The sequence below is a fragment of the Photorhabdus hainanensis genome, from assembly GCF_018448965.1.
Classification (GTDB): Bacteria; Pseudomonadota; Gammaproteobacteria; order Enterobacterales; family Enterobacteriaceae; genus Photorhabdus; species Photorhabdus akhurstii.
The window spans coordinates 79,583-92,174 of record NZ_RCWD01000012.1 but is presented as its reverse complement, the minus strand read 5'-3'; the positions used below and the strand labels follow the sequence as shown (position 1 = coordinate 92,174).

The following is a 12,592-nucleotide window of genomic DNA, read 5'->3' as shown; positions in this document are numbered from 1 at the left end:
TGTAGGATGACCGTGTTGGAAATATTAGTGCAAAGTAAAAGTCGGCGCCTTAGCAGAAGCTTGTGCTTCTTCTTCCTCTTCAATGTCACCCTCGATTTCGATATCACGATTAATATACAGCAAGTTATTACTGTGAATTTCAAAAATCACACCTGCAATTTGCTCTTCGCTTTGTTGCAAGAAATGAGAAAACTGGGAAAAAGTCAGCCCGGCTGAAATAAGGAAAGATTGACACACCACCAATTTCGGTAAATTTTCATCCTGAATATCAAGAAAAGCCTTGATTGTCAGGGAACTGGCATTAATCTGGCTTAGATTAGCCATCAGAGGAATAATGGCGGTTGGTTTAACTTCAGCCAATGCGGAAAACAGGATTACATTGTCTAACAGATCAATTTTGGCATCAAATAAACCATCAATATTCTGCATATGAGGTAGATGCAGCGCTTGGCATGAATCGCACTCAAAGTAAGAAATTTTGAGCTGATCCAACCACTCACGCAATACCGATAAGTCAGGAATGACAAGTGAACTCATCTAACAACCCCATACAACGGAAAATGAAAAAGCGCTATAGCTTACGAAATAATTCTTTATCGCGCTATCACCAATAACTGATAAATTATTTTTATCTACCGTTATCACTACCTTCTGCCTTATTTTTACTCTCTTTTTTATGATCAATTCCCAGAAAAGAGAGACCGAACACTGCACGCCAAATGATATTAACCGCAGCAGGGACCAAACAGCCCACGCCGGTGAAAATCATAACAACATGTGCTTCTGGCGTCATTAGTAAATCTGTTAAGACGACAATATCATTAATAGTCAAATATGCTAGGAGCAAGCAGCCAATGCCGACAATTTCCAGCAGGATAACCTGTTTTGGCATATCTGCCAATGAACTCATACTGCTTTGATGACTTTTCATCACATCCTCTCTAACAACCTGACGCTGCATTATACTACCGGAAACTCTGTTACCAAAATTGGTATGTTGAATTAAAACAAAAGGCAATTTCTGCTTTTTTTTACAGATCTATGCAGGCATAGTAGCGTTCAAATAAGCATGAACAACACATCAAACCGCATTATTTTAATATAACTAAGAGGAGTTTATATGTTTACTGTGATTTTTGGTCGTCCTGGCTGCCCATACTGTGTCCGCGCGAAAGAGCTGGCGGAACGACTGAAAGAACAACGTGATGACTTTGACTTCCGTTATGTTGATATTCACGCAGAAGGTATTACTAAAGCCGATTTGGAAAAAACGGTTGGTAAACCCGTAGAAACTGTTCCACAGATTTTCGTTGACGAGCAACATATTGGTGGCTGCACAGACTTCGAAGCATACGTGAAGGAACACCAACTGCTACAATAATCGAACTTCCCGTTCTGCTTTGTTGTGGTAAAAATCGCCGTTGATTATTAGCCGTAGTGGACTCGGTTGATTTGTGCAAAAAATGTTATTTTCATCAAACTGAAAAAAAATCTGATTTTTTTTCTTATCACGAAGAACTTTCTTGCCAAATCGTAGTCTGAGTTAATGCCACTGCTTTTCTTTGATATCCCAATATTGAGGAACCCGATAGTCATCCATTTTGGTTCAAGACTATCGGGTTTTTTTATCGTTTGAAGAACATGCTTCTCATAAACACATAACCGATTCTACAGATGTTCAAACTATTAACCACTTGTACCATTACTTCAATAACCCAGAGGTTATCATCATATATATCAATAGGTTGTCTGATTTTTATCATGATGACTGCCAGATATTTCCTTGACGGAAATATAAACCAAACATAAATAACACAACAATTACGCTTTACTCACAAGGCGGCCAACTTTACTCTCTTGCGTCCGACTATCGTGATGTACATAAGTGACTATATGTGAGGCCCGATTTGTTAGAACAAATAAATCATGATCTGTTTACTTTTTTCAATGCTACACCTGAATCATCACCAGCCATGATTGCAATGGCGGTGTTCATTGCAAAATATCTGGTTCTTATTTTCCCTCTAACATTGGTTAGTTTCTGGTTCTGGGGTTCAGAGCGTACTCTCCCTTATCATCGGACTATCGTCAGTAAAACCACCATTGCCTTCTGTTTTGCCATGCTAACCTCATACAGTATCGGTTTACTCTGCCCTCACGACCGCCCTTTTGCAGAAGGTTTTGGTTATAATTTTCTTCCTCACGCACCAACAACCTCATTCCCAAGTCATCACGGAACAACTGTCTTCACTTTCGCTTTATCCTTTTTGTTCTGGTATAGGATTTGGCCAGGCTTATGTATGATGGCAATTGCACTGGCTATCGCATGGGCCAGAGTCTATTTAGGCGTTCATTGGCCGATGGATATGGTAGGAGCATTTATCGTCAGCCTAATGGGATGCGCTTTTGCGCAAATAATATGGAGCCTGTCTGGTGAAAGTTTACAAAAAAGATTGAACAGACTGTACCAACGTTGCTGCGCTTTTCCTATCCGTAAAGGCTGGATAAAAAGCTAGTAACATAAACGCAACTTAATAACTTGAGATAAACAAACCCTATTTTAACATTTATTTGCGCTTAAATTCAGCTCAACGATTTTCATATAAATCAATAAATCTGTATAAATCACTATGTAAATAGATATACAACGAAGGAGATTATTAAGACTTGATCAAAGTATAGTGAGTACATCTTTCATGCATATTATTGATGCCATTAATCTATTATCCTGGTTATATATATCTCTTTCACAAAAATACAAATATTACATCAAAGATATTTATTTTTAAAATCCAGTAACAAATTGATATTTATCAACTTATTAACCATTCCTTCTATTTGTTATTTCCACTCATTAATATGTAAACAAACAGACAGGGAATAACAGAAACATAAGATAATAATGAGAGTTGAATAATGGGAGAATTGAGGTTATAATTTGACCTCATTAAAATTCGCAATATTTAGGCAACAATTACACTAAATCTCGCAACATGATGACTTCTCGAGATATATTCCGCATTTGAGACTATGATCACGGTACTATTCACTAAAAATCGCTATCTTGCCGCTATCAAAAGTCTGGTCTTAAAATTTCCAGACTTTCTTTCAAAAAAGAAAGTAAAGCGAAAATTTTGGACTGTTAATTTAAAGTCCAATTTTCGACCAAGATGTTAATGTGGTAATAAAAACGTTTAAATAAACACCAAAGATATTTAAAGAATTTATTTTTTATAAAGAAAGAGTTAGGCCACATATATTTGCATTTATTGCATACTTGCGGCATTGTAATTTCATTTTTTAATTTACCGCGTTATTCTCGGAGATAACTATGGACATGACTCAAACAGGTACAATCGCATCGCAGGCGACCAGCCCAAGCGATTATAAAACCTGGCGTAAATCAGATACAGTATGGATGCTTGGCTTATACGGCACCGCGATTGGCGCCGGTGTATTATTCTTACCCATCAACGCTGGTATTGGCGGCCTGTTGCCTCTTCTGGTGATGGCGCTGCTGGCTTTCCCAATGACTTTCTTCGCCCATCGCGGGATGTGTCGTTTCGTTCTATCTGGTAAAAACCCAGGTGAAGATATTACCGAAGTCGTAGAAGAGCACTTTGGCAACCTGGCAGGCAAACTTATCACTCTGCTCTACTTCTTCGCTATCTACCCGATTCTGTTGGTTTACAGCGTTGCTATTACCAACACCGTAGACAGCTTTATTGTTCACCAATTACATCTGCCATCACCTCCTCGCGCCCTGCTGGCTCTGATCCTAATCATTGGTATAATGACCATCGTCCGTTTCGGTGAACAGGCTATTGTTAAGGCGATGAGTGTGCTGGTATTCCCATTTGTTGCTGTTTTGATGCTGCTGGCGTTCTATCTGATCCCTAATTGGAACACCGCAATCTTTGAAAACATCACCGTCTCTGCATCAGGCGCAAGTCATGGGCTGCTTATTACGCTATGGCTGGCGATCCCGGTAATGGTATTCTCCTTCAACCACTCGCCAATTATCTCGGCGTTTGCCGTGGCAAAACGTGAAGAGTACGGTGAGAATGCTGAGAAAAAATGCTCCCGCATCCTGGCATACGCCCATATCATGATGGTCGCCACCGTGATGTTCTTCGTATTTAGCTGCGTATTGAGCCTGTCTCCAGAAAACCTGGCGGAAGCCAAAGCACAAAATATTTCTATCCTGTCTTATCTGGCTAACCACTTTAATACGCCAGTGATTGCCTACATTGCTCCGTTTATTGCATTCATAGCCATTACCAAATCTTTCCTTGGTCATTATCTGGGAGCGCGTGAAGGCTTTAATGGTATGGTTATTAAGACGTTGCGTGACCAAGGCAAAACTATTGAGCCTAAAAAGCTGAATCGTATCACGTCCATTTTCATGTTAGTCACGACTTGGATTGTTGCGACTCTGAACCCAAGTATTTTGGAAATGATCGAAAGATTGGGCGGTCCTATTATCGCAATGCTGCTGTTCATTATGCCAATGTATGCAATCCGCAAAGTTCCTGCAATGCGCAAATATGGCGGCAAGCTAAGTAACCTATTTGTCATCTTTATGGGATTGGTTGCTATCTCCGCGGTCCTCTATTCACTGTTTGCATAGATAAACACGACTTGGTTGCTGTTCTCTTTAAACGAACAGCAGCCGAATTAATGACATAAACTAACCGGCGGAAAAATTTAAGCTTCCCTCCATTTCACCCAATCCCCTCGCTGTTCATCATATTGCCATAAATCGTCCTCGTTAAAATATCCGCGTTCGTCTATTGGCACCCCCTGCTCCTCTTCTTCGTCCCATTGTTGCCGCAACTTATCTGTCAGGATATAAGGCGTCTTGGTCGCAATCTCCCCGGTAAAAGGAAACCTATTGCCTGTCTGTTCAAGACGGATAAATCTAGCATCGGTAGGAATATTAGAGATAACCACAGCCTCGGTTGTTGAAGGAAAGAGAATATAACCGTTAATCAGCGGGAAATATCGTGGTAAACCCGGTTTATACGGCGGCGGAATGATATCAACGGCATTCCACATAAGATGATAATCTAACCCCTCATCGTTATTAGGACCCATTGGATAACCTTGATAAAAATAACGATTATGAACGGAATAATTACCCGTCAATACATATGCAATATAAAAATAGTAACTAATCAGATCGACTTCTTCTGTTCTGAACGTACCGAATATTGAATGTAAAGGAAATGTTCCCATACCGCCAAGGAGACCAAGAACTTCATACTGTTCATCATGACCATATTGATCAATATATTTCCCAGTCTTGATTTTCGACACCTGTATATCGGTCAAAATATTATCGCGTCCATTACTTGGGTTGAATCTATATCGACCATAAAGAAAATGCAAACTATCTTCATAAATGTAAGTAAATTGCTCCTGATTAAGCATACGGAGAGGATTAGGCTTATCCGTCCATCGCTTGTCAGTACTTAAGTTATTGCGATTTCCGAAACGGATAGAAAGCGCTAACGGATCAAGATATGACATATAACCACCTTCATCATAGAACAGTGAGCCTATACGCCCATTAGAAAACGATAATTATTTTTCCAACAACGACTTAACGCTATATTGTCATGCCAATTGATAACTACCTCCCAGACATTATCTCAAATATGTTACTGCTAAGGCACTAAATGCACATATTAACTCCCTGCCAAGAATAAGCAATCTACGTCTATATTCAATAGAATAATGAATTCTAATTATTTTATTTCTAATAACATTCTTCTATTGATAAATAGAAAATTGCTCTAATACAATTTAGCCTTAATATTGAAATAGTTATTTGCATGGCTATTTTATTTACTATTGAGTTTTTTAAATAATAGACCAATACTTCATAAAGAAAAGTTTTTTTTATAAAAAACACATACAATATCTCATTTACATTAATATTTATATAAATTTCAAATAAATAAATTAACCATATTTATTTACAACAATTAAAAATATAATTTAAATTTTTAATTACCAAGCTAATCATTCAAAACAAATAAATTACAAATAACATTTTAATTTGATCTAATTATATGAAATATAAAAACTTCCGGTTATTTTATATTTATCATGTTGACAATTTATTTTCTATTTTTAGCAATATAACTCTACTTATCAATTAATTACATTATTTTTTCAAATTTATTTGACAACCTATAAATGGCACCTATAGTTATATGTGTTAGAGAAAATGTTATATGCCAATTAAAAATGTTAAATGTCCTATATTTTTAGTGCGAAAAAAATTTCTTATGTAGATTGCTTTTATAGTAGAAGTACCAACCACCTTATATTTCTCAAACAAACGGTTTTCCGTTAATTATTCAGAGACAATATAAGTCATTTATTAATTAATTTATATTTTGGAGTTTATATTATGATTAACGACATGCATCCTTCTTTAATCAAAGACAAAGATATGATAGACGACGTAATGTTACGTAGCTGTAAAGTCATTGCAATGAAAGTTATGCCAGACAAAGTTATGCAAGTCATGGTGACTGTATTAATGCTTGATGGCACATCTGAAGAAATGCTTTTAAAATGGAATCTGCTAGATAATAGAGGCATGGCGATTTATAAAGTCCTGATGGAAGCACTTTGCGCGAAGAAAGATGTGAAAATAGGAACCGTAGGAAAAGTTGGTCCTCTCGGTTGCGATTATATTAATTGCGTAGAAATCTCTATGTAAAATGATCGCCTATGAAATGCTTGAGCCAAATAATAGATTCCTAATAGAAACGCAACCTGATTGAAGCGGTTTCATTAATCGCAACATACAGTACTTTTGTGATAGGAGTTTGGCACAACATTTCTTTGGTATAATGAAGCTGACTTTTACAACAGCACATTTTACCCTATTTGAGGCAGAGCGTAATATTAACGCTCTGCCTGCCTGGTTGTATTTAATATAAAAATATAAATTCATAAAAATAATGTGAAATAAAACTCCAGAAAATTATAATTAATTAACCAGTTATCTATTTTATACAGACAATATCAATATATTATTATCAAAATTTAATTTCGTCCGAAAACATTTCTTATAAAAACCACCTTTAGGATAGAACACAGCCCTCACTCAATCTTAAAAAAACAAGGAATAACAATATCCTATTATTGTACACTGTGAATAATTAACAATATATGTAATTACATCAATAACATTCGTAATATATAATTATTAATAAAATATCATACACTCAGGCACTATTAACATTAAAATAGATTCAAATTAATTAATTCCAAACATTGCAGTTATATATATCTATGCGAAATATTATAGGATAATAATAATTTCATAATGTTTTATCTGAATATTAACTAGAAAACAGAAATTTAAATCATTCACTACATACTCGCTGTTCGTTTCAATGCCTACGGCTTATTTCTCACCCATACTCTATTAATAAGAACATCCTGCATAAATAATACCTACCAGAGCAGATTGTTAATTTTTTAATTTCAACGACACGAAATAAATATCAATATTATTTTTTGATTAGAGTGATACCTTTGATTATTATAACCATTTAGAGGAAATATATTATTGGCAACATTTTAACAGCATCAATAATTATATAACACAGATAAACTTTTAATATGGATTACAATTACCAATTATCTTATATTTCTTCGGCGGACAAATTACTGTTCTGCACATTTTGGTAAAAAATTCTATTGTTCAATTACATTAAATTAAAAGGTTAACACGATGAACTACGCAAATCCTGCTTCTAATGAAGCGGCAACAGAAAATAAACCTGAAAACACTTCTCCAACTCCTAATTACTATTTCGCTGTTGGTACAGTAACTTCAGTTCAGGCTGCACCTGATCAAAACCAATTGCAAGTGACTGTAACTATGCAATTCCCTAACGGCAAATTTAACTATCTGTTATGGTGGAATGCGCAGGACTACAGAGGTGCTGCACTGTATCATCTTCTTCTGAACGCTTGCAGTAATAACAAACGTGTAAATATAACTTCTTCATCAGCAGTTTCTCCTGGTGGTTACAATTATATCTACAACGCAACATTGTTGGCTTCTTAATATCAAGTCATAAATTGCTAAATAGCTGCACCTAATTCCTTATTGCTACAATAGAAATTGAGTGTAGTATCTCTCTGGTAGAACAAAACTGATGTTGAGTAAAAACTAACAGTATTTTCTACCAGAAATTCCCTTCTCCAGGCAGGACCTTAATCACAAGGTTCTGCCTGTTCTGACAACACAGCTTTAAGTTCATAATAATTAATAAACAATATCTTATTTCAATAATGCTATTTTGGTGTCATTAATCTATATGCAATGAATCTAAAAATCATTTCAAATAGACAATAATAGACCTAAAATTAACTCCAATAAATTTATTGATCATATATTTAACACACCCAATAACAACATATTAAAACAATTATATTAAATCTATTTCTGAACATGGATATTTTAATTTTTTACAAATTAATTTCCTATCTAATATTACCTATAAAATAATAAAAATCCAATTAAAACCCATTTTCTTGACAAATATCAATAATGCTTACTACTATTTTTAATGCTTGAATATCTATTTTTCTCTCACTCATTTCTCTTCATAATAGGTGATAAAATGTCAGAAGAAAGCCAACGTATTAAAAAGCCATCCTCAGGTTATGCAACAGATTATTTCTACGATGGAGCATGGCATAGAGCCGTCAAATTTGTTGAGGGCAGTGTTGAATTTTTTGATGTTTATGATGTTATCTTTGAGGGGATTACTTACCAGTCTCCACCGATCTTAGTTTCTGAGAATCTCATTGTTGTTCCCATAGCAAAAGATGAAGTCGCCTGGAACAGTAAAATAGAAATATACGGTGCTATTGGCTCTGGAGAAAGTGAAAAGATTTTCTCTGACGGTGATGCTGTCCGACCTTTTGCTGGTGAACTTGATGTTTCAAATCATCAAGAACCTCTCGTTATTTTCGGCGGAGGCAATGTTAGTCGTTTTCCCAACTACACAGCCAGTGTCAATGGGGTTGAATATGGTGGTTTGATTATAGATCCAGAAAAGAATTCAATATCCTTATTGCGCCCCATTGAAGATGGAAAACTGATGGTATTTGGTAAAACTGAAACTGGCAAAAATGTCATTGTCTTTGAAATAGAAACTGAAGGTGAAAATAAACCGCTTAATGGATGGGTAGAGTTTCATGACGTAGCAACCTGTATTCTATTCAGAAGTGGCGATTTAACAGGATTCGCTAATAGCTATGAACTCCGATATGAAGGAACATCAACCCGCAATTATCGAGGTTTATCACCTACGCATATTCGCTACGAAAATATTGGCCATCATGTTAGAACTGAAGTTGAATTATGGGCTTACTGGCAAGATAAACCTGATGGTGCCTTGTTATTCAAAGGCCGGTACAACGGATCTGCTGTAAAAAACAACAAACGTTGCTCTCTGGATGAAAAAAAATAAGTGTAAAACGTGCGCGGCAAAATGCCGCGCCCTAAGCAAGGCAGAATATAACTCCACCCAACCTGCCGCATAAACCACACATTGACGTCAAATCAACCAAAAATCGCCTTAAACCAACCACTCACTTTCATCACAATCAAATCCCAAATGCGACTAAAAAAGCCGCCTTCCTCCACCGCCTCTTTAACCACCAAAGGACGTTGCTCAATCACCTTATCCCCCAATTGGAAATTAATCACGCCGACAACCTGATTTTTCGCCAAAGGCGCTGTCAATGGCGTCTGATTTAACGTGTAACTGGCTTTCAGATTTTTTAGCTGCCCGCGAGGAATGGCGATCGCCGCATCCTTTTCCACGCCAAGAACAACATCTGAACGATCGCCATACCAAACCTTTTCTGAAACAAACGGTTCGCTAGCCTTAATGGGAGTCACTGTTTCATAAAAACGGAGTCCCCATGCAAGTAATTTTTCACTTTCGGCGAAACGAACCTGATCACTTGGCGCACCTAGTACAACAGAAATCAGCCGCATAGGTCCCTCTGTCGCTGAAGCAACCAGATTATAACCAGCGCCGCTGGTATATCCGGTTTTCACACCATCAACATTTATATTCTTATTCGACAACAATCGGTTACGGTTAGGCTGTTGGATTTTATTAAAGGTGAATGTTTTCTCTTTATGCAGGGCATACTCATCAGGAACATCACGGATCATGGCCTGACTCAATATCGCCATATCACGCGCAGTACTGAATTGACCCTCAGCATCCAATCCATGAACCGTGCGAAAATGGGTGTTAGTCAACCCAAGCGCTTTTGCATAATTATTCATCAGACTAACAAATACATCCTGACTACCCGCCACATAATCAGCTAAAGCAATGCTGGCATCATTGCCAGACTGAATGACAACGCCACGATTCAAATCGATCACTTTTACCCTATCACCGGGTTTAAGAAACATGAGAGAAGAACCTTTCAATATGGGATTACCCGTCGCCCAAGCATCCTTTCCCACAGTAACGATATCTTCCGGCGTGATTTTTCCCGCTTTTATCGCCTGACCAACAACATAACTGGTCATAATTTTTGTCAGACTGGCTGGATCGAGCCGCTCATCGGGATTTCCCGCTGCCAAGATTTTACCGCTGTCATAATCCATTAACACATAAGCTCTAGCGTCCACTGGTGGAACGACAGGTTCATCCGATGCATAAACACAGGCACTTACCATTGATGCCACTATCAGCACCGCAGTAGCACATTTCATCGCCAGACTTTTCTTCATCATCGTTCCCCTTTATTTAATAAGAAAAAATGTCAAATTCTTATACCCTATGGATTTCAAGATGCATCGCGGCGGCAAGGGAGCGAATCCCCGGGAACATAGAGAACTATGTGACCGGGGTGAGTGAGCGCAGCCAACAAAGAAGCAACTTGAAAGATGACGGGTATATTAATATAAAATGTTGTACGACAATAAACCAACATAAACAGTGTAAAGATTGTGCTGATCATTGGTTTTCATGTAATCCAATAAAACATATTGGTAGCAAATAACCGACTTTATTATTATTCCAATTCAAGGAGAAGCCCATGCTGACCATTTGGGGCCGTAAAAACTCTTCCAATGTAAAAAAAGTGCTCTGGTGTCTGAAAGAGCTCAATGTACCGTACAACCAGATCGATATTGGTGGTAAATTTGGCAAATTGGATGACCCACAATATCTGAAAATGAACCCAAATGGGCAAATCCCCTGTTTGCAAGAAGATAATTTTGCCCTGTGGGAATCTAACGCAATCGTTCGTTATCTTGCGGCGAAATTTGGTAAAGATGTGCTTTATCCGCAAGATTTACAGGAAAGAGCAAATGCAGATAAATGGATGGATTGGGTTGGTTCACATCTGTTTCCTCATATCAGACAACTCGTGATAGGTTTTATTCGCACACCTGAAGCAGAGCGGGATCAAAAACAAATAGAACAAACCCTGATTGAAATCGAAAAACTGATGAAAGTGCTCGATAACACCCTGGCAGCACAGAAATATCTTTCTGGCGATAAATTTGGCATGGCTGATATTGCATTAGGACCCATGATTTATCCTTGGCTTAACATCCCAATCAAACGTCCATCTCTGCCAAATATTGAACGCTGGTATCAATTAATGGCAGAAAGACCAGCGTTCAAAGAAATTGTTATGATTGAGTTAAGTTGAGAAAAATCAGCTCATTGGCATCCATCTAGGATCGGGATATTGATACTTAAATCCTAACTCCTGGCAAATACGGCTGCCATCAACAATTCTGCCGCGCACCTGAGTTTCTTCTCTGGAAAACTCAGGTGGAACTAAATCAAGCTGATTACTGGCCTTAGGGTAAAATTCAGCTTTGGTTGGGTGAACAGGCGCACATAAATTATAAATATGCCCACCGTTACTCCTCTGAATTAATAAGTTAATGGCTGAAATCACATCATCCTGATGAACTAAATTGATCGGCTGATTCCCCCCTTTAACTGCCTTTTTGCCCGCCAGAAAACGCCCGGCATGACGATTACTGCCTACCAAACCGGCTAAACGTAAAATATCAACGGAAATATTTGGTAGTTTGTGCAACCAATTCTCTAATTCAACCAATGCCTGAGCGGAAGGCGTTTCAGGGCAAAAAGGCGCATCTTCATTGAGATCGCCAGCAACAAAACCATAAACAGAGGTAGAACTGGTGAAAATAATCCTTGGCACGGAGTATGAAAGAGCGGTATCGACAATTAACTGAACTGCCTTAACATAGTTATAACTGCCCCCCGCCGTGTGGCTTGCCGGTAAAGTGATGATCATCACATCGGCTACCATCAGTTGCTCTAAAGCATCAAGCGCACAATTGATCTGAGGTTCCAGTTGTAACAAATAACATTCGATACCAGACATACGTGCTGCCTCTACACCATCTGGCGTCGTTTTACTGCCAACAACTTGCATACCACTGCGACTCAATGCCTTGGCTAATGGCATCCCCAACCACCCCAGACCGATAATGGAAACTTTTTTCATCACCACTCCTTATATGCCTGATATTATT

At 37.7% G+C, this 12,592-nt stretch carries 12 protein-coding genes; 7 read left to right on the top strand and 5 right to left on the bottom strand.

Annotation, left to right across the window (positions count from 1 at the left end; all coding sequences use genetic code 11):
* Window positions 1-24 precede the first annotated feature (24 nt).
* Complete coding sequence (locus tag EAE92_RS09715; RefSeq protein WP_046395495.1) at window positions 25-537, bottom strand: type III secretion system chaperone family protein; 513 nt, start codon at window positions 535-537, stop codon at window positions 25-27.
* A 91-nt stretch (window positions 538-628) separates the two neighbouring features.
* On the bottom strand, window positions 629-961 hold the full coding sequence (locus EAE92_RS09710) for a YbjC family protein (protein WP_246545113.1): 333 nt from the start codon (window positions 959-961) through the stop codon (window positions 629-631).
* 159 nt (window positions 962-1,120) lie between these two features.
* On the opposite strand from EAE92_RS09710, the gene EAE92_RS09705 reads away from it, so the two are divergent.
* The 3 genes from EAE92_RS09705 to EAE92_RS09695 all read left to right on the top strand — a co-directional run bounded on the left by EAE92_RS09705 (window position 1,121) and on the right by EAE92_RS09695 (window position 4,630).
* Window positions 1,121-1,381, top strand: a complete 261-nt coding sequence (locus EAE92_RS09705; RefSeq protein WP_214067937.1) for a GrxA family glutaredoxin — start codon at window positions 1,121-1,123, stop codon at window positions 1,379-1,381.
* Window positions 1,382-1,907: 526 nt separating this feature from the next.
* Window positions 1,908-2,516 carry an undecaprenyl-diphosphate phosphatase gene (ybjG, locus tag EAE92_RS09700; protein WP_214067936.1) on the top strand — a complete coding sequence of 203 codons (609 nt, stop codon included), beginning with the start codon at window positions 1,908-1,910 and terminating at the stop codon, window positions 2,514-2,516.
* Between the two features lie 815 nt (window positions 2,517-3,331).
* Window positions 3,332-4,630 (top strand): HAAAP family serine/threonine permease, encoded by a 1,299-nt coding sequence (locus tag EAE92_RS09695; protein WP_214067935.1) that lies wholly within the window; start codon window positions 3,332-3,334, stop codon window positions 4,628-4,630.
* Between the two features lie 77 nt (window positions 4,631-4,707).
* On the opposite strand, the gene EAE92_RS09690 is transcribed toward EAE92_RS09695, so the two are convergent.
* Window positions 4,708-5,532 carry a hypothetical protein gene (locus tag EAE92_RS09690; RefSeq protein ID WP_214067934.1) on the bottom strand — a complete coding sequence of 275 codons (825 nt, stop codon included), beginning with the start codon at window positions 5,530-5,532 and terminating at the stop codon, window positions 4,708-4,710.
* A gap of 889 nt (window positions 5,533-6,421) precedes the next feature.
* Here EAE92_RS09690 and EAE92_RS09685 point away from each other — a divergent pair.
* From EAE92_RS09685 to EAE92_RS09675, 3 genes are all read left to right on the top strand, one after another.
* On the top strand, window positions 6,422-6,736 hold the full coding sequence (locus EAE92_RS09685) for a hypothetical protein (RefSeq protein ID WP_036814664.1): 315 nt from the start codon (window positions 6,422-6,424) through the stop codon (window positions 6,734-6,736).
* Window positions 6,737-7,759: 1,023 nt separating this feature from the next.
* On the top strand, window positions 7,760-8,098 hold the full coding sequence (locus tag EAE92_RS09680; RefSeq protein ID WP_036780031.1) for a hypothetical protein: 339 nt from the start codon (window positions 7,760-7,762) through the stop codon (window positions 8,096-8,098).
* Between the two features lie 559 nt (window positions 8,099-8,657).
* Entirely contained in the window at window positions 8,658-9,512 is an 855-nt protein-coding gene (locus EAE92_RS09675; RefSeq protein WP_214067933.1) for a hypothetical protein, read from the top strand.
* Window positions 9,513-9,604: 92 nt separating this feature from the next.
* Here EAE92_RS09675 and EAE92_RS09670 read toward each other — a convergent pair whose 3' ends face one another.
* A complete protein-coding gene (locus tag EAE92_RS09670; RefSeq protein WP_214067932.1) occupies window positions 9,605-10,804 on the bottom strand; it encodes a serine hydrolase in 1,200 nt (399 codons plus the stop codon).
* A 305-nt stretch (window positions 10,805-11,109) separates the two neighbouring features.
* Between EAE92_RS09670 and EAE92_RS09665 the strand changes: the two genes are divergently transcribed.
* Window positions 11,110-11,730 (top strand): glutathione S-transferase family protein, encoded by a 621-nt coding sequence (locus tag EAE92_RS09665; protein WP_214067931.1) that lies wholly within the window; start codon window positions 11,110-11,112, stop codon window positions 11,728-11,730.
* 6 nt (window positions 11,731-11,736) lie between these two features.
* Here the strand turns inward: EAE92_RS09665 and EAE92_RS09660 are convergent, their stop codons facing one another.
* Window positions 11,737-12,564 carry an SDR family oxidoreductase gene (locus EAE92_RS09660; protein WP_214067930.1) on the bottom strand — a complete coding sequence of 276 codons (828 nt, stop codon included), beginning with the start codon at window positions 12,562-12,564 and terminating at the stop codon, window positions 11,737-11,739.
* Between the last annotated feature and the right edge of the window lie 28 nt (window positions 12,565-12,592).